The sequence below is a fragment of the Candidatus Fukatsuia anoeciicola genome (assembly GCF_964059965.1).
GTDB lineage: Bacteria > Pseudomonadota > Gammaproteobacteria > Enterobacterales > Enterobacteriaceae > Fukatsuia > Fukatsuia anoeciicola.
Window position 1 is genome coordinate 21,619 of record NZ_OZ060923.1, and the last position, 19,543, is coordinate 41,161.

Sequence of the window (19,543 nt, forward strand, 5' to 3'; positions counted from 1 at the left end):
AATTAACATAAAAACAACTTTGGTGTTGTAAGGTTAAGACTCCTGGGTCATTAGTACTGGTTAGCTCAATACATTACTGTAATTACACATCCAGCCTATCTACGTCTTCGTCTTAAACGTCCCTTCGGAGATTTTTATCTCTGGGAAGAATAATCTTGGGGCAAGTTTCCCGCTTAGATGCTTTCAGCGGTTATCTCTTCCGCATTTAGCTACCGGGCTATGCCATTGGCATGACAACCCGTACACCAGCGATGCGTCCACTCCGGTCCTCTCGTACTAGCAGCAGCCCCCCTCAATCTTCCTACGCCCACGACAGATAGGGACCGAACTGTCTCACGACGTTCTAAACCCAGCTCGCGTACCACTTTAAATGGCGAACAGCCATACCCTTGGGACCTACTTCAGCCCCAGGATGTGATGAGCCGACATCGAGGTGCCAAACACCGCCGTCGATATGAACTCTTGGGCGGTATAAGCCTGTTATCCCCGGAGTACCTTTTATTCGTTGAGCGATGGCCCTTCCATTTAGAACCACCGGATCACTAAGACCTACTTTCGTACCTGCTCGAGCTGTCACTCTCGCAGTCAAGCTAGCTTATGCCTTTGCACTATCCTCACGATGTCCGACCGTGATTAGCTAACCTTTGTGCTCCTCCGTTACTCTTTAGGAGGAGACCGCCCCAGTCAAACTACCCACTAGACACTGTCCTTACACCGGATTACGGCGCTAAGTTAGAAAATCAAAAACTAAAGAGTGGTATTTCAACAACGGCTCCATATAGACTAGCGCCTACATTTCATTGCCTCCCACTTATCCTACACATTAATTCTCAATTTCCAGTGTCAAGCTATAGTAAAGGTTCACGGGGTCTTTCCGTCTTGCCGCGGGTACACTGCATCTTCACAGCGAATTCAATTTCACTGAGTCTCGGGTGGAGACAGCCTAGCCATCATTACGCCATTCGTGCAGGTCGGAACTTACCCGACAAGGAATTTCGCTACCTTAGGACCGTTATAGTTACGGCCGCCGTTTACCGGGGCTTCGATCAAGTGCTTTTCTTTATAGATAACACCATCAATTAACCTTCCGGCACCGGGCAGGCGTCACACCGTATACGTCCACTTACGTGTTAGCACAGTGCTGTGTTTTTAATAAACAGTTGCAGCTAGCTGGTCTCTGCGACTTACATACGCTCAGCACGTTTTCAGTGCTTCACCTATATTAGCGTGCCTTCTCCCGAAGTTACGGCACCATTTTGCCTAGTTCCTTCACCCGAGTTCTCTCAAGCGCCTTGGTATACTCTACCTGACTACCTGTGTTGGTTTTGGGTACGATTATTTATTACATTTCACTTAGTAGCTTTTCCTGGAAGCTGGGCATCTATTACTTGAGTACTTACATACTTCCCCATCTCGCCTTAGAATTATGTGTCGTCGGATTTGCCTAACTACACTTCCTACACGATTGAACCAGGTAAACCATCTCCTGGATAATATAGCCTTCTCCGTCACTACTTCGTCATAACAAACTGTACAGGAATATTAACCTGTTGCCCATCGACTACGCTTTTCAGCCTCGCCTTAGGGGTCGACTCACCCTGCCTCGATTAACGTTGGACAGGAACCCTTAGTCTTTCGGCGAGCGGGTTTTTCACCCGCTTTATCGTTACTTATGTCAGCATTCGCACTTCTGATACCTCCAGTAAACATCTCTATTTACCTTCTACGGCTTACAGAACGCTCCCCTACCCAATAATTATTACAAATGTAATGATTATTGCCGCAGCTTCGGTGTATGGTTTTAGCCCCGTTACATTTTCCGCGCAGGCCGACTCGACCAGTGAGCTATTACGCTTTCTTTTAATGATGGCTGCTTCTAAGCCAACATCCTGGCTGTCTTCGCCTTCCCACTTCGTTTCCCACTTAACCATAACTTTGGGACCTTAGCTGGCGGTCTGGGTTGTTACCCTCTTCACGACGGACGTTAGCACCCGCCGTGTGTCTCCCGTGATATATTCTTTGGTATTCGTAGTTTGCATCGGGGTGGTAAGCCGGGATGGCCCCCTAGCCGAAACAGTGCTCTACCCCCAAAGATAACCTCACGAGGCGCTACCTAAATAGCTTTCGGGGAGAACCAGCTATCTCCCGGTTTGATTGGCCTTTCACCCCCAACCACAAGTCATCCGCTCATTTTTCAACATAAGTCGGTTCGGTCCTCCAATAGACGTTAACCTATCTTCAACCTGCTCATGGCTAGATCACCGGGTTTCGGGTCTATACCTTGCAACTTATCGCCTTGTTCAGACTCGGTTTCCCTACGGCTCCCTTAAACAGTTAACCTTGCTACAAAATATAAGTCGCTGACCCATTATACAAAAGGTACGCAGTCACCTTATACAAGGCTCCCACTGCTTGTACGTACAGGGTTTCAGGATCTCTTTCACTCCCCTCGCCGGGGTTCTTTTCGCCTTTCCCTCACGGTACTAGTTCACTATCGGTCAGTCAGGAGTATTTAGCCTTGGAGGATGGGCCCCCCTTCTTCAAACAGGATTTCTCGTGTCCCGCTCTACTTTTTGAGTAAAATGTTAGCGTATTTTTAAGTACGGGGTTATCACCCTTTATTACTGGTCTTTCCAAACCATTCCTCTAATACCCTTAACAATAAATATACTCTAGGCTGCTCCCCGTTCGCTCGCCACTACTAAGGGAATCTCGGTTGATTTCTTTTCCTCGGGGTACTTAGATGTTTCAGTTCTCCCGGTTCGCTTCGTTAAACTATGTATTGATCTAACGATAGTGTAACGTATTACACTGGGTTGCCCCATTCGGGAATCGTCGGTTATCTCGCTTCATATCAGCTTACCGACGCTTTTCGCAGATTTGCACGCCCTTCTTCGCCTCTGACTGCCTAGGCATCCACCCTGTACGCTTTACTACTTAACCTTACAACCCAAAATTATCTTTAGGTTTTAAGTTATTACAATGATATACGTTAACTTTATATAACGCATAACTTTGTTATCTTAACTTTAACTTGATCTAGATTATTAAAGAGCAACTATTCCTTAATATATTTTTACTTTTAATATCAATATATTATAAAATAGTTTTTATATGGTGGAGCTAAGCGGGATTGAATTACTAACCTCATGCCTTATACGCAGGAGACTTCCCACTACATAAAAAATTAATAATATCATCATTATAATTTTTTAAATAAGATACAAATACTATAATTTTTTATTACTATAATACTATAATAGTCTATTATTTATGTTATTGTCAAGTTTTAGTGGACTTAAATCACCGACCTCACCCTTATCAGGGGTGTGCTCTAACCACCTGAGCTACAGACCCAACAAGATATAAAACTAAGCTAAGTTTAGTTTTACTTTTATCAGACAATTTGTGTGGACACCAGATAAATACTTATCTTTAGATAAGGAGGTAATCCAACCGCAGGTTCCCCTACAGTTACCTTGTTACGACTTCACCCCAGTCATGGTTCACAAAGTGGTAAGCGCCATCCTAAAGGTTAAGCTACCTACTTCTTTTGCAAAACACTCCCATGGTGTGACGGGCGGTGTGTACAAGGCCCGGGAACGTATTCACCGTAGCATTCTGATCTACGATTACTAGCGATTCCGACTTCATGGAGTCGAGTTGCAGACTCCAATCCGGACTACGACGTACTTTATGAGATCCGCTTACCCTCACAGGCTTGCTTCTCTTTGTATACGCCATTGTAGCACGTGTGTAGCCCTACTCGTAAGGGCCATGATGACTTGACGTCATCCCCACCTTCCTCCAGTTTATAACTGGCAGTTTCTTTTGAGTTCCCACCTTTACGTGCTGGCAACAAAAGATAAGGGTTGCGCTCGTTGCGGGACTTAACCCAACATTTCACAACACGAGCTGACGACAGCCATGCAGCACCTGTCTCAAAGTTACCCAAAGGGCACGTCAACATCTCTGCTAACTACTCTGGATGTCAAGAGTAGGTAAGGTTCTTCGCGTTGCATCGAATTAAACCACATGCTCCACCGCTTGTGCGGGCCCCCGTCAATTCATTTGAGTTTTAACCTTGCGGCCGTACTCCCCAGGCGGTCGATTTAACGCGTTTGCTCCGTAAGTCACAGTTTATAACTACAACCTACAAATCGACATCGTTTACAGCGTGGACTACCAGGGTATCTAATCCTGTTTGCTACCCACGCTTTCGCACCTCAGCGTCAGTCTTTATCCAGGGAGCCGCCTTCGCCACTGGTATTCCTCCAGATATCTACGCATTTCACCGCTACACCTGGAATTCTACTCCCCTCTATAAGACTCTAGGCTCTCAGTTTCAAATGCCGTTCCTAAGTTAAGCTCAGGGATTTCACATCTGACTTAAGAAACCGCCTACATGCCCTTTACGCCCAGTAATTCCGATTAACGCTCGCACCCTCCGTATTACCGCGGCTGCTGGCACGGAGTTAGCCGGTGCTTCTTCTGCGAGTAACGTCTATTAACAATATTCTTCGTATTGATTCATTCCTCCTCGCTGAAAGTGCTTTACAACCCGAAGGCCTTCTTCACACACGCGGCATGGCTGCATCAGGCTTTCGCCCATTGTGCAATATTCCCCACTGCTGCCTCCCGTAGGAGTCTGGACCGTCTCTCAGTTCCAGTGTGGCTGGTTATCCTCTCAGACCAGCTAGGGATCGTTGCCTAGGGGAGCCATTACCTCTCCTACTAGCTAATCCCATCTGGGTTCATCTAATGGCGCGAGGTCCGAAGATCCCCCGCTTTGGTTTTATAACATCATGCGGTATTAGCTATCGTTTCCAATAGTTATCCCCCTCCATCAGGCAGATCCCCAGATATTACTCACCCGTCCGCCGCTCGCCGGCAAAAATAGCAAGCTATTTTTCCGATGCCGCTCGACTTGCATGTGTTAGGCCTGCCGCCAGCGTTCAATCTGAGCCATGATCAAACTCTTCAATTTTATTTAATATTTTGTGTTTTAATATAAAAAATTTATCTTAATTATTTTGCATCAAAAACATACAAACAAAATAACTATAGATATATTTATATCTTTAGCACTTTATTCTTACTTTTACTTAGTATCTTTCAAAACTAAGCGATAGTATATTACTGGTGCCCACACAGATTGTCTGATAAATTATTAAAGAGCTACTATAAAAGATTTATTAAATTACTACTATGTTAGTAAAGGTATATTATAGAGAATTTATCTTAGTCTGCAACCATTAATTTAAAAAGAATTTTTTAATTACTTAATCTATTCAAAAAATATATCATAAAATAATATAGCACACTTAAAAACATATAAAAGCTTTATATTTTAATTAGATTAAACATAAACCTAACCCAGAAGAGTAAAAGTTATCTAATATATTTAACAATAGCATCCTAATAACGTCCAAATTTTATTAACAAAGAGTAGTATTTTCTAATAAAGGATATTATTTTAAGATAATTATATAACTATAACTAAAAATATGATTTATTATATCTAGTCTATATAAACTTCTAATAGTATTTTATACTATAAATTTATTAAACTTTTCAATAGTAATTTCAATAGTTTATTAGATTTTAATAGTAGTACTAATTTCTTTATAAGTAAAAATTTTTAGATTATAATAATAGAATTAATGCTACCATGCATAACTATAAACTTAAAAATTATTATCTCAAAATAGTCACATAAATAGACTAAAAATTATTCTTATATAATTTTTATTAAAACTGATTTTATGTTATATTTAGCTATCTAATTCTTTTATAATATAGCAATTCTAATCTATTATAAAATAAATAGTTTTAAAATTATTTAAACTTGAATATAATATATTTATAATTAATGATCTAGAAATTATACTTCCTTTATTATTATTAATTTTACATATTATAAAAATGTAAGTTTTTATTTTCTTATTAGTTTTTTACTTATAAATTAAGCAGTCAATAGGCATTAATTATCTTTAAATTTTACTATAATAGATTAAATAAATTAATGTCAATTATAATACTGTAGTTATTAATAAAGTATTTATAATAAAAGAGTTCTATCTTCTTACTCTATTGTTTTAATATAGTAGTATTTCACAATTAATAAATAAAGTAATCTATGATAAATTTATAATAAGGATAGCTTCCATAATTTTTAAAGCAAAAAATATTGACTATTTAATTAGTAAATTATAATATTATAAGATATCTACAATAGACCTATTTTAGCAACACTAAACTAAAATATCTTATATTACTAGTTTGTAGAAACATTTTGCAAAAAGATTTTTTATATATAAATTATTCCTATCTTATTAGTATTTTACTATCTTTTTACCATTATTAATTATGGAATAAAGCTTATATTTAATAAAATAGTAAAAAATAAAATCTTAAAAAGCTAATAACTATTAATTACTAAGTTATGAATAGCTGCATAAAATATTTGATAGAATATTTTATAGTTAAGATAAAGGCTATAAAGCACCCTAGTTTAATACCACTAGAAGTAAATATATCGTCTTTATCTCACGAAAGTATTAGATACTAGTTAAAATAATTGCATACGTTTTAAGAAAATATAGTATATTTAAAAATATTCTATTAATAAGCTATATTAAATACTATTAGAAGTTTATATAGACTAGATATAATAAATCATATTTTTAGTTATAGTTATATAATTATCTTAAAATAATATCCTTTATTAGAAAATACTACTCTTTGTTAATAAAATTTGGACGTTATTAGGATGCTATTGTTAAATATATTAGATAACTTTTACTCTTCTGGGTTAGGTTTATGTTTAATCTAATTAAAATATAAAGCTTTTATATGTTTTTAAGTGTGCTATATTATTTTATGATATATTTTTTGAATAGATTAAGTAATTAAAAAATTCTTTTTAAATTAATGGTTGCAGACTAAGATAAATTCTCTATAATATACCTTTACTAACATAGTAGTAATTTAATAAATCTTTTATAGTAGCTCTTTAATAATTTATCAGACAATCTGTGTGGGCACCAGTAATATACTATCGCTTAGTTTTGAAAGATACTAAGTAAAAGTAAGAATAAAGTGCTAAAGATATAAATATATCTATAGTTATTTTGTTTGTATGTTTTTGATGCAAAATAATTAAGATAAATTTTTTATATTAAAACACAAAATATTAAATAAAATTGAAGAGTTTGATCATGGCTCAGATTGAACGCTGGCGGCAGGCCTAACACATGCAAGTCGAGCGGCATCGGAAAAATAGCTTGCTATTTTTGCCGGCGAGCGGCGGACGGGTGAGTAATATCTGGGGATCTGCCTGATGGAGGGGGATAACTATTGGAAACGATAGCTAATACCGCATGATGTTATAAAACCAAAGCGGGGGATCTTCGGACCTCGCGCCATTAGATGAACCCAGATGGGATTAGCTAGTAGGAGAGGTAATGGCTCCCCTAGGCAACGATCCCTAGCTGGTCTGAGAGGATAACCAGCCACACTGGAACTGAGAGACGGTCCAGACTCCTACGGGAGGCAGCAGTGGGGAATATTGCACAATGGGCGAAAGCCTGATGCAGCCATGCCGCGTGTGTGAAGAAGGCCTTCGGGTTGTAAAGCACTTTCAGCGAGGAGGAATGAATCAATACGAAGAATATTGTTAATAGACGTTACTCGCAGAAGAAGCACCGGCTAACTCCGTGCCAGCAGCCGCGGTAATACGGAGGGTGCGAGCGTTAATCGGAATTACTGGGCGTAAAGGGCATGTAGGCGGTTTCTTAAGTCAGATGTGAAATCCCTGAGCTTAACTTAGGAACGGCATTTGAAACTGAGAGCCTAGAGTCTTATAGAGGGGAGTAGAATTCCAGGTGTAGCGGTGAAATGCGTAGATATCTGGAGGAATACCAGTGGCGAAGGCGGCTCCCTGGATAAAGACTGACGCTGAGGTGCGAAAGCGTGGGTAGCAAACAGGATTAGATACCCTGGTAGTCCACGCTGTAAACGATGTCGATTTGTAGGTTGTAGTTATAAACTGTGACTTACGGAGCAAACGCGTTAAATCGACCGCCTGGGGAGTACGGCCGCAAGGTTAAAACTCAAATGAATTGACGGGGGCCCGCACAAGCGGTGGAGCATGTGGTTTAATTCGATGCAACGCGAAGAACCTTACCTACTCTTGACATCCAGAGTAGTTAGCAGAGATGTTGACGTGCCCTTTGGGTAACTTTGAGACAGGTGCTGCATGGCTGTCGTCAGCTCGTGTTGTGAAATGTTGGGTTAAGTCCCGCAACGAGCGCAACCCTTATCTTTTGTTGCCAGCACGTAAAGGTGGGAACTCAAAAGAAACTGCCAGTTATAAACTGGAGGAAGGTGGGGATGACGTCAAGTCATCATGGCCCTTACGAGTAGGGCTACACACGTGCTACAATGGCGTATACAAAGAGAAGCAAGCCTGTGAGGGTAAGCGGATCTCATAAAGTACGTCGTAGTCCGGATTGGAGTCTGCAACTCGACTCCATGAAGTCGGAATCGCTAGTAATCGTAGATCAGAATGCTACGGTGAATACGTTCCCGGGCCTTGTACACACCGCCCGTCACACCATGGGAGTGTTTTGCAAAAGAAGTAGGTAGCTTAACCTTTAGGATGGCGCTTACCACTTTGTGAACCATGACTGGGGTGAAGTCGTAACAAGGTAACTGTAGGGGAACCTGCGGTTGGATTACCTCCTTATCTAAAGATAAGTATTTATCTGGTGTCCACACAAATTGTCTGATAAAAGTAAAACTAAACTTAGCTTAGTTTTATATCTTGTTGGGTCTGTAGCTCAGGTGGTTAGAGCACACCCCTGATAAGGGTGAGGTCGGTGATTTAAGTCCACTAAAACTTGACAATAACATAAATAATAGACTATTATAGTATTATAGTAATAAAAAATTATAGTATTTGTATCTTATTTAAAAAATTATAATGATGATATTATTAATTTTTTATGTAGTGGGAAGTCTCCTGCGTATAAGGCATGAGGTTAGTAATTCAATCCCGCTTAGCTCCACCATATAAAAACTATTTTATAATATATTGATATTAAAAGTAAAAATATATTAAGGAATAGTTGCTCTTTAATAATCTAGATCAAGTTAAAGTTAAGATAACAAAGTTATGCGTTATATAAAGTTAACGTATATCATTGTAATAACTTAAAACCTAAAGATAATTTTGGGTTGTAAGGTTAAGTAGTAAAGCGTACAGGGTGGATGCCTAGGCAGTCAGAGGCGAAGAAGGGCGTGCAAATCTGCGAAAAGCGTCGGTAAGCTGATATGAAGCGAGATAACCGACGATTCCCGAATGGGGCAACCCAGTGTAATACGTTACACTATCGTTAGATCAATACATAGTTTAACGAAGCGAACCGGGAGAACTGAAACATCTAAGTACCCCGAGGAAAAGAAATCAACCGAGATTCCCTTAGTAGTGGCGAGCGAACGGGGAGCAGCCTAGAGTATATTTATTGTTAAGGGTATTAGAGGAATGGTTTGGAAAGACCAGTAATAAAGGGTGATAACCCCGTACTTAAAAATACGCTAACATTTTACTCAAAAAGTAGAGCGGGACACGAGAAATCCTGTTTGAAGAAGGGGGGCCCATCCTCCAAGGCTAAATACTCCTGACTGACCGATAGTGAACTAGTACCGTGAGGGAAAGGCGAAAAGAACCCCGGCGAGGGGAGTGAAAGAGATCCTGAAACCCTGTACGTACAAGCAGTGGGAGCCTTGTATAAGGTGACTGCGTACCTTTTGTATAATGGGTCAGCGACTTATATTTTGTAGCAAGGTTAACTGTTTAAGGGAGCCGTAGGGAAACCGAGTCTGAACAAGGCGATAAGTTGCAAGGTATAGACCCGAAACCCGGTGATCTAGCCATGAGCAGGTTGAAGATAGGTTAACGTCTATTGGAGGACCGAACCGACTTATGTTGAAAAATGAGCGGATGACTTGTGGTTGGGGGTGAAAGGCCAATCAAACCGGGAGATAGCTGGTTCTCCCCGAAAGCTATTTAGGTAGCGCCTCGTGAGGTTATCTTTGGGGGTAGAGCACTGTTTCGGCTAGGGGGCCATCCCGGCTTACCACCCCGATGCAAACTACGAATACCAAAGAATATATCACGGGAGACACACGGCGGGTGCTAACGTCCGTCGTGAAGAGGGTAACAACCCAGACCGCCAGCTAAGGTCCCAAAGTTATGGTTAAGTGGGAAACGAAGTGGGAAGGCGAAGACAGCCAGGATGTTGGCTTAGAAGCAGCCATCATTAAAAGAAAGCGTAATAGCTCACTGGTCGAGTCGGCCTGCGCGGAAAATGTAACGGGGCTAAAACCATACACCGAAGCTGCGGCAATAATCATTACATTTGTAATAATTATTGGGTAGGGGAGCGTTCTGTAAGCCGTAGAAGGTAAATAGAGATGTTTACTGGAGGTATCAGAAGTGCGAATGCTGACATAAGTAACGATAAAGCGGGTGAAAAACCCGCTCGCCGAAAGACTAAGGGTTCCTGTCCAACGTTAATCGAGGCAGGGTGAGTCGACCCCTAAGGCGAGGCTGAAAAGCGTAGTCGATGGGCAACAGGTTAATATTCCTGTACAGTTTGTTATGACGAAGTAGTGACGGAGAAGGCTATATTATCCAGGAGATGGTTTACCTGGTTCAATCGTGTAGGAAGTGTAGTTAGGCAAATCCGACGACACATAATTCTAAGGCGAGATGGGGAAGTATGTAAGTACTCAAGTAATAGATGCCCAGCTTCCAGGAAAAGCTACTAAGTGAAATGTAATAAATAATCGTACCCAAAACCAACACAGGTAGTCAGGTAGAGTATACCAAGGCGCTTGAGAGAACTCGGGTGAAGGAACTAGGCAAAATGGTGCCGTAACTTCGGGAGAAGGCACGCTAATATAGGTGAAGCACTGAAAACGTGCTGAGCGTATGTAAGTCGCAGAGACCAGCTAGCTGCAACTGTTTATTAAAAACACAGCACTGTGCTAACACGTAAGTGGACGTATACGGTGTGACGCCTGCCCGGTGCCGGAAGGTTAATTGATGGTGTTATCTATAAAGAAAAGCACTTGATCGAAGCCCCGGTAAACGGCGGCCGTAACTATAACGGTCCTAAGGTAGCGAAATTCCTTGTCGGGTAAGTTCCGACCTGCACGAATGGCGTAATGATGGCTAGGCTGTCTCCACCCGAGACTCAGTGAAATTGAATTCGCTGTGAAGATGCAGTGTACCCGCGGCAAGACGGAAAGACCCCGTGAACCTTTACTATAGCTTGACACTGGAAATTGAGAATTAATGTGTAGGATAAGTGGGAGGCAATGAAATGTAGGCGCTAGTCTATATGGAGCCGTTGTTGAAATACCACTCTTTAGTTTTTGATTTTCTAACTTAGCGCCGTAATCCGGTGTAAGGACAGTGTCTAGTGGGTAGTTTGACTGGGGCGGTCTCCTCCTAAAGAGTAACGGAGGAGCACAAAGGTTAGCTAATCACGGTCGGACATCGTGAGGATAGTGCAAAGGCATAAGCTAGCTTGACTGCGAGAGTGACAGCTCGAGCAGGTACGAAAGTAGGTCTTAGTGATCCGGTGGTTCTAAATGGAAGGGCCATCGCTCAACGAATAAAAGGTACTCCGGGGATAACAGGCTTATACCGCCCAAGAGTTCATATCGACGGCGGTGTTTGGCACCTCGATGTCGGCTCATCACATCCTGGGGCTGAAGTAGGTCCCAAGGGTATGGCTGTTCGCCATTTAAAGTGGTACGCGAGCTGGGTTTAGAACGTCGTGAGACAGTTCGGTCCCTATCTGTCGTGGGCGTAGGAAGATTGAGGGGGGCTGCTGCTAGTACGAGAGGACCGGAGTGGACGCATCGCTGGTGTACGGGTTGTCATGCCAATGGCATAGCCCGGTAGCTAAATGCGGAAGAGATAACCGCTGAAAGCATCTAAGCGGGAAACTTGCCCCAAGATTATTCTTCCCAGAGATAAAAATCTCCGAAGGGACGTTTAAGACGAAGACGTAGATAGGCTGGATGTGTAATTACAGTAATGTATTGAGCTAACCAGTACTAATGACCCAGGAGTCTTAACCTTACAACACCAAAGTTGTTTTTATGTTAATTTAACTTGTTTCTAGAACGAATATTTTAAAAAAAGAGTTTTGCCTGGTAGTCTTAGCACGATGGTCCCACCTGATCCCATTCCGAACTCAGAAGTGAAACGTTGTAGCGCCGATGGTAGTGTGGGGTTTCCCCATGTGAGAGTAGGACACTGCCAGGCTTCATATTTTACATTATCAATATTTTACGTTGATAACATAAGAGAATTAGTGGTGCGGTAGTTCAGTTGGTTAGAATATCGGCCTGTCACGCCGGGGGTCACGGGTTCAAATCCCGTCCGCACCGCCATTATAATTTTTACGTATACAATGATTTTTTAATAAATCATTGTATATTTATTATTAATTTTTTATTGCTTTAAAGCATTACTAACAACTACTCTAAATAAACTTTTAATTTATTTAAATATTTTTGAAAAATTTATTAATACTTTTTATATTACTATATAAAATTAGTAATACATTTATACAAATTAATTTAATACTAAAATATTAGCTCTTACACCATTGTTTAAATTTATTAATTAAAGCATTTGTTGAGCTATCATAACTAGAAATATTTGTACTGTTCTGTAATTCAAGTAAAATTTTATGAGTTAATTGTTTACCTAGTTCTACGCCCCATTGATCAAAACTAAAGATATTCAAGATTACTCCCTGTGTGAAAATCTTATGCTCATACAAAGCAATTAATAATCCTAGACTAAATGGAGTAATTTCACGTAGTAAGATTGAGTTAGTTGGTTTGTTTCCTTCAAAAACTTTGAATGGTATAATATTTTTTGTTTGTGCTAAATTTTTACTAGTAAATTCAGTTTCTACTTCAACTCTAGTCTTACCAAATGCTAGCGCTCTTGTTTGAGCAAAAAAATTTGATAATAATTTAAAATGATGATCATTAAGTGGATTATGACTGATAGCTGGGGCAATAAAATCACAAGGAATTATTTTACTACTTTGGTGAATTAATTGGTAAAAAGCATGTTGACCATTAGTACCAGGTTCGCCCCAAATAATTGAACCAGTTTGGTAATTTACCTGTTGACCATTACGATCAATACATTTACCATTAGATTCCATATTACCTTGTTGACAATAGGCAGGAAAACGATGCATATATTGATCATAAGGGAAGATAGCTTCAGTTTCTGTACCAAAAAAATTACTATACCAGATAGAAATTAGTGCTAATAAAATTGGTATATTCTGTTTAATTGGAGCGTCTTTAAAATGACAGTCCATTGCGTAAGCGCCATCTAATAATTTTAAAAAATTATTAAAGCCAATTGACAATGCGATAGGTAAACCAATAGCAGACCATAGAGAGTAACGACCACCCACCCAATCCCAGAATTCAAACATATATACTATATTGATACCAAATTCACTTACTGCTTTATTATTAGTAGATAATGCTATAAAATGTTTTGCAATATCTTTTTGACTAGCTGTTTTAAGAAGCCATTTACGAGCACTATGAGCATTAGTCATTGTTTCTTGGGTAGTAAATGTTTTAGATGCAATCAAAAATAGTGTTGTTTCCTGTTTAAGTGTTTTTAATGTTTCAGTAATATGAGTGCCATCAACGTTAGAAACAAAATGTATTTGTAGATGATTTTTATAATAGTAAAGTGCCTCAGTTACCATATAAGGACCAAGATCTGAGCCACCAATCCCAATATTAACCACATCAGTAATTGCTTTACCGCTATAGCCTTTCCAAACTCCATCTATAACGTCCTGACAGAATTTTTTCATTCTTGTTAGTACATTATTCACTTTTGGCATTACATTTTCACCATCTAGTAAAATAGGATTATTACTACGATTACGTAAAGCGATATGTAAAACTGCGCGGTTTTCTGTACGATTAATTTTTTCACCGTTAAACATTGAATTAATTGCGTCTTGTAAATTAGTCTCCTTTGCTAGAGCTTGTAATTTTTTCATAGTTGTAGTAGTAATACGATTTTTTGAAAAGTCTACTAATAATTGATCATCAAATATAATTGAAAATTTATTAAATCTTTCTTTGTCTTCAGCAAAAAGATCACGGATATGCACATTTTTTATTTTTTTAAAATGTTGCTGTAATGCTATCCAGGCAGGAGTATGGCTAGGATTAATATTTTTCATGATAATATTCTTCGCTCTGAGAGAAAAATACAATCTATTTTTTATATGGAATGGCGATATGATATAATTATATTTAATAATAAAAGTAATTATATTAATATATTATTTATTATTTTTTTGTGATTAACATACTTAATTTCTATTAAGCGCTATTATTTGTATATATTAAGACTTATTTTCTTTAATAACTACATATTTAATTTATAAGGCTATAAAATAATTAATAGTACCAGAGTAATATTAAAGTTTAATTAGTTAAATTATTACTATAGAATTTTATAAATAATTGTATATTTCTTAAATAACCGTATCTTCCTTAACTAATATAAAAACCGGATGGGCCCGGTTTTTATATGCTTACGGTAGTTTGCTATAATTATTTTATTTCTCTACTTAGTTGGATATTTAGGCTTAACTAGTTGGATATATGCCATAGGTGCATTATCACCGATACGAAAACCACACTTTAAAATTCGAGTATAACCGCCTGGACGTGCTATAAAACCTGGACCTAAATCATTAAATAACTTTACTACTATTTTATTATCACGAAGATAATCAAATACTTGACGATATCTAGCTAAATGTTTAGCTACTGGTTTAATAGCGTCTACCTTGATTTTTTTAATTGCATTATATTTATCGAATTCATCGAGTTGACTGTGTTTTTCTTTAAACCTCTTATTAAGATTTGCTTTAAGGTTTTTTTTAAAATTCTTAAGATGTTTCTCAAACCCTACAAAGCTTTGATTTTCCTCTTGCTCAGATTTATATTCTTTACTTTCTGTAATTAATTCCTCTACTTTAGTATCGTATTTTTTTTTCGTAACTTTGTATTTATCCTGCTTAACTTCATACTCTTTTTTCTTAACTTCATAACTTCCTTCGTGATCTATATAGTCGTTCTTAGCGATAGTAATTAGTAGTTCAACAATACGACACAACTCTTTTGCTTTCGGTAAGGTTGTTTTAATTACTTCATGACGGAGCAAAGAACTGGCTAGATTACGTAACATAGCCTGTCGATGACTACTATTACGGTTTAGTTGACGACCACTTTTACGATGGCGCATAAACCTTATCCTTTTCAATAAAACTTTAATCTACGATTATTATAAGTGTTCTGGTAGATTATCAGCAATACAAACTGGAGGCCATTTTTCCAAGCGAATACCTAAAGATAGACCGCGCGAAGCTAGTACGTCCTTAATTTCAGTAAGCGATTTTTTACCTAAATTTGGCGTCTTTAGTAATTCAACCTCTGTTCGTTGTACTAGATCACCAATGTACTGGATAGCTTCTGCTTTAAGGCAGTTAGCGGAACGGACAGTTAACTCTAAATCATCAACAGGACGTAGCAAAACTGGATCAAATTCTGGCTTCACTTCTTTTTCTTCTGGTTGGCGTATATCACGTAGATCAACAAAAGCCTCTAACTGTTCAGCTAAAATAGTTGCAGCACGACGAATAGCATCTTCAGGTTCAATAGTACCATTAGTTTCCATATCAATAACTAGCTTATCCAAGTCAGTGCGTTGTCCTACACGAGCCGCTTCAACATCATAGGAAATACGCTCTACAGGACTATAGCATGCATCCACTAATAAACGACCAATATGATGCTCATCTTCTTTTAAATGCATTCGGGTAGAAGCTGGAACATAGCCACGACCACGTTGAACCTTGATACGCATACTAATAGATGAGTTCTCGTTAGTTAAGTTACAAATTATTTGTTGTGGTTTGATAATTTCAATTTCACTATCATATGTAATATCAGCAGCTATCACAGAACCAATACCAGATTTATTCAGAGTAAGAATAACTTCATCTTTACCTTGAATTTTTACTGCTAATCCTTTTAAGTTAAGTAGGATTTCTTGAATATCTTCTTGTATACCTTCTTTACTACTATATTCATGAAGTACACTAGCAATTTCAACCTCGGTCACTGCACAACCAGGCATAGATGAAAGTAAAATGCGGCGTAGTGCGTTACCAAGAGTATGGCCAAAGCCACGTTCTAAAGGTTCAAGTGTTACCTTGACATGCGTATGACTAATTTGTTCAATGTTTACTAAGCGTGGTTTTAGAAACTCTGTTACAGAACCCTGCATTATATCCTCTCTCTTTGGTACTGAACTTTACTTAGAGTAAAGTTCAACGATCAGGTGTTCATTAATATCCGCAGATAAATCAGTACGTTCAGGAATGCACTTAAATATACCAATCATTTCAACAGCATTAACTTCTAACCAATTTGGTTTTTCACGCTGCTCAGATAGCTCTAAAGCAGCCTTAATGCGTTTTTGTGTTTTTGCTTTTTTACGAACACTTATTTTTTCATTTGGAGATACTTGATAGGAAGCAATATTAACAATATGTTCATTTACCAATATAGCTTTATGACTTACTAACTGACGTGCTTCAGCACGAGTAGCACTAAAACCCATAAGGTAAACAATATTATCTAAACGACTTTCTAATAGTTGTAATAAGTTTGCACCTGTATTCCCTTTTATACTTGCAGCTTTTTTATAATAATTACGAAATTGATGTTCTAAAACGCCATATATCCGGCGAACTTTTTGCTTTTCACGTAACTGTATACCATAATCGGACAAACGTGGTTTACGTGTACCATGCTGGCCAGGTGGTTGATCAATTTTACACTTGGTACCAATCGTACGTGTGCCTGATTTTAGAAATAAATCAGTACCCTCACGACGGCTAAGCTTAAGCTTGGGTCCCAGGTATCTTGCCATTTTTTTTCTCCAACAAATTTAGTACAGTACTACACACGACGTTTTTTAGGTGGACGACAACCATTATGAGGAATAGGAGTCGCATCGGTAATATTAGTGATGCGGAAGCCTGCCGCATTTAACGCGCGGATAGTAGACTCACGACCTGGACCTGGTCCTTTAACCATAATTTCTAAATTTTTGATACCATAGTCTTTAACTACCTCAGCGCAGCGCTCTGCTGCAACTTGTGCTGCAAATGGAGTTGACTTACGAGAACCACGAAAACCAGATCCTCCCGCTGTTGCCCAACCTAAAGCATTACCTTGACGATCAGTAATGCTAACAATAGTATTGTTAAAAGAAGCATGAATATAAGCTATACCATCAGAAACTTGTTTTTTTATACGCTTGCGCGTATGAACAGAAACCTTTGCCATTATTTAATTACCCTGATTATTTCTTAATTAGTTTACGCGGACCTTTACGGGTACGTGCGTTAGTCTTTGTACGTTGCCCACGAACTGGTAAACTACGACGATGGCGCAAGCCACGATAAGTTCCAAGATCTATAAGACGTTTGATATTAAGAGTAATTTGACGACGTAGATCACCTTCTATAACATATTTAGGCTTAAGTTTATTATCATCAGACATAACTGACCGGGTAATTTCTTGACGTAACTTCTCGATTTGTTCTTCAGAAAGTTCCTTCACCTTAATATTTTTAGCAATACCTGTAATATCACAGATAGACTGTGAAAGAGTTTTCCCTATACCATAAATTGCTGTTAACGCAATAGCAGTATGTTTTTGGTCAGGAATGTTAACGCCTGCTATACGGGCCACCATGCACTCCTAATTATTTTATAAAAAAATACCATTCTAAAAGCTCATTTTAGGATACTTAAATGACATCTAGTTATATATAAAAGATTAGTTAGCTAATCTAGCTAGCTTAACTCAGCTTTGCAAGAAAATTATGTAAAAAATTATCCTTGACGCTGTTTATGTTTTGGTTCAATACTGCAAATTACACGAACGATGCCATAACGTTTAACGACTTTACAATTACGACATAATTTTTTAACAGAAGCACGAACTTTCATTTTTTTCTCCACTTCGCTTCTTAAGATTTCTATCTAACTAACTATTATTGCTTTTTAGGTTTGCTTTTTTCAATGTAGACTCATATTGAGTTGACATCATTAAAGTTTGTACTTGTGACATAAAATCCATGATAACCACTACAACAATTAATAGTGAAGTGCCGCCAAAATAAAAAGGTACTTTCATTGCATCACGCATAAATTCAGGGATTAAGCAGATAAAAGTAATATAAATAGCATCAATTAAGGTAAGGCGCGTCATTACTTTATCAATATATCTAGCTGTTTGTTCTCCTGGGCGGATACCAGGGATGAATGCGCCAGACTTTTTTAGGTTGTCTGCTGTTTCACGAGGATTAAATACTAATGCAGTATAAAAGAAACAGAAAAAAATAATTGCTGATGCATATAGTAATATATAAAGCGGTTGCCCTGGTTGCAAATACATTGAAATAGTTGTTAACCAATTCCAGCCAGTACCACCGCCAAACCAAGAAACAATAGTTGCAGGGAATAAAATTATGCTAGAAGCAAAAATTGCTGGAATAACTCCAGCCATATTTACTTTTAATGGTAAATGTGTACTCTGTGCTGCATAAACACGACGACCTTGTTGACGTTTTGCGTAGTTAACAACAATACGCCGCTGGCCACGTTCGATAAAAACAACAAAAAAAGTAACTGCAAATACTAATATCATAACTAACAGTAATAAAAGAAAATGTAAATCACCTTGTCTAGCTTGCTCAATAGTATGGGCTATTGCTGATGGTAATCCTGCTACAATACCAGCAAAGATTATAATCGAAATTCCATTACCAATGCCTCGTTCAGTAATTTGCTCACCTAGCCACATAAGAAATATAGTTCCAGCAACTAGGCTTACAATAGCAATGAAATAAAAAGCAAAACCAGGATTTAGTACTAAACCCTGCATTCCAGGCATATTCGGTAATCCAGTAACAACGCCAATCGATTGGAATATAGCTAATACTAACGTACTATAGCGAGTATATTGACTAATCTTTCGACGACCAGCTTCACCATCCTTCTTTATCTCTGCTAATACAGGATTAACTAACATTAATAATTGAATAATAATTGATGCTGAAATATATGGCATAATGCCTAAGGCAAAAATTGAAGCACGACTAAGAGCGCCACCAGAAAACATATTAAACATTTCAATAACGGTGCCACTCTGTTGTTCAAGTAATTTAGCAAGTATAGCAGCATTAATACCAGGAATTGGAATAAAAGAGCCAATACGAAAAACAACAAGTATGCTAATAACAAATAGTAGTCTATGTTTTAGCTCACCTAATCCACCTTTAGCACTTTGAAAATCTAGTCCTGGTTGCTTAGTCAT

General features: G+C 38.3%; 7 protein-coding genes, 1 tRNA gene, 5 rRNA genes and 2 pseudogenes. 4 read left to right on the plus strand and 11 right to left on the minus strand.

Annotated elements, in window-relative coordinates:
- Positions 1–29: 29 nt before the first annotated feature.
- Positions 30–2,943: ribosomal RNA gene (locus AB4W73_RS00080) — 23S ribosomal RNA — on the minus strand.
- A gap of 497 nt (positions 2,944–3,440) precedes the next feature.
- Positions 3,441–4,987, minus strand: a 16S ribosomal RNA gene (locus tag AB4W73_RS00085).
- Between the two features lie 2,215 nt (positions 4,988–7,202).
- On the opposite strand from AB4W73_RS00085, the gene AB4W73_RS00090 reads away from it, so the two are divergent.
- From AB4W73_RS00090 to AB4W73_RS00105, 4 genes are all read left to right on the plus strand, one after another.
- Positions 7,203–8,749 (plus strand): 16S ribosomal RNA (locus AB4W73_RS00090).
- A 497-nt stretch (positions 8,750–9,246) separates the two neighbouring features.
- Positions 9,247–12,160: ribosomal RNA gene (locus AB4W73_RS00095) — 23S ribosomal RNA — on the plus strand.
- 70 nt (positions 12,161–12,230) lie between these two features.
- Positions 12,231–12,346, plus strand: a 5S ribosomal RNA gene (gene rrf / locus AB4W73_RS00100).
- A gap of 51 nt (positions 12,347–12,397) precedes the next feature.
- A tRNA-Asp gene (locus AB4W73_RS00105) sits at positions 12,398–12,474 on the plus strand.
- A gap of 203 nt (positions 12,475–12,677) precedes the next feature.
- Here the strand turns inward: AB4W73_RS00105 and pgi are convergent.
- From pgi to secY, 9 genes and pseudogenes are all read right to left on the minus strand, one after another.
- Complete coding sequence (pgi, locus tag AB4W73_RS00110) at positions 12,678–14,321, minus strand: glucose-6-phosphate isomerase (RefSeq protein ID WP_367680451.1); 1,644 nt, start codon at positions 14,319–14,321, stop codon at positions 12,678–12,680.
- 389 nt (positions 14,322–14,710) lie between these two features.
- Positions 14,711–14,950: pseudogene (gene rplQ, locus AB4W73_RS00115) on the minus strand (50S ribosomal protein L17); the annotation flags it as partial.
- Between the two features lie 258 nt (positions 14,951–15,208).
- A pseudogene (locus AB4W73_RS00120) lies at positions 15,209–15,394 on the minus strand (bL17 family ribosomal protein); the annotation flags it as partial.
- Positions 15,395–15,433: 39 nt separating this feature from the next.
- Positions 15,434–16,438: a DNA-directed RNA polymerase subunit alpha gene (rpoA, locus tag AB4W73_RS00125; RefSeq protein ID WP_367680452.1), complete on the minus strand. Its 1,005-nt coding sequence runs from the start codon at positions 16,436–16,438 to the stop codon at positions 15,434–15,436.
- 27 nt (positions 16,439–16,465) lie between these two features.
- Positions 16,466–17,086, minus strand: coding sequence for a 30S ribosomal protein S4 (gene rpsD, locus AB4W73_RS00130; RefSeq protein ID WP_367680453.1), 621 nt, complete (start codon positions 17,084–17,086; stop codon positions 16,466–16,468).
- 29 nt (positions 17,087–17,115) lie between these two features.
- Positions 17,116–17,505 carry a 30S ribosomal protein S11 gene (rpsK, locus tag AB4W73_RS00135; protein ID WP_367680454.1) on the minus strand — a complete coding sequence of 130 codons (390 nt, stop codon included), beginning with the start codon at positions 17,503–17,505 and terminating at the stop codon, positions 17,116–17,118.
- Between the two features lie 16 nt (positions 17,506–17,521).
- Positions 17,522–17,914, minus strand: a complete 393-nt coding sequence (gene rpsM, locus AB4W73_RS00140) for a 30S ribosomal protein S13 (protein WP_367680720.1) — start codon at positions 17,912–17,914, stop codon at positions 17,522–17,524.
- A 143-nt stretch (positions 17,915–18,057) separates the two neighbouring features.
- The gene (gene rpmJ / locus AB4W73_RS00145) at positions 18,058–18,174 is read right to left on the minus strand and encodes a 50S ribosomal protein L36 (protein WP_367680455.1); all 117 of its coding nucleotides are present in this window, start codon (positions 18,172–18,174) and stop codon (positions 18,058–18,060) included.
- A 37-nt stretch (positions 18,175–18,211) separates the two neighbouring features.
- Positions 18,212–19,543, minus strand: a complete 1,332-nt coding sequence (gene secY / locus AB4W73_RS00150) for a preprotein translocase subunit SecY (protein WP_367680456.1) — start codon at positions 19,541–19,543, stop codon at positions 18,212–18,214.

Bases quoted from the DNA above. Each gene is read 5' to 3' on its own strand.
- pgi (WP_367680451.1), bottom strand. From the start codon at position 14,321: ATGAAAAATATTAATCCTAGCCATACTCCTGCCTGGATAGCATTACAG.
- rpoA (WP_367680452.1), bottom strand. From the start codon at position 16,438: ATGCAGGGTTCTGTAACAGAGTTTCTAAAACCACGCTTAGTAAACATT.
- rpsD (WP_367680453.1), bottom strand. From the start codon at position 17,086: ATGGCAAGATACCTGGGACCCAAGCTTAAGCTTAGCCGTCGTGAGGGT.
- rpsK (WP_367680454.1), bottom strand. From the start codon at position 17,505: ATGGCAAAGGTTTCTGTTCATACGCGCAAGCGTATAAAAAAACAAGTT.
- rpmJ (WP_367680455.1), bottom strand. From the start codon at position 18,174: ATGAAAGTTCGTGCTTCTGTTAAAAAATTATGTCGTAATTGTAAAGTC.
- secY (WP_367680456.1), bottom strand. From the start codon at position 19,543: ATGACTAAGCAACCAGGACTAGATTTTCAAAGTGCTAAAGGTGGATTA.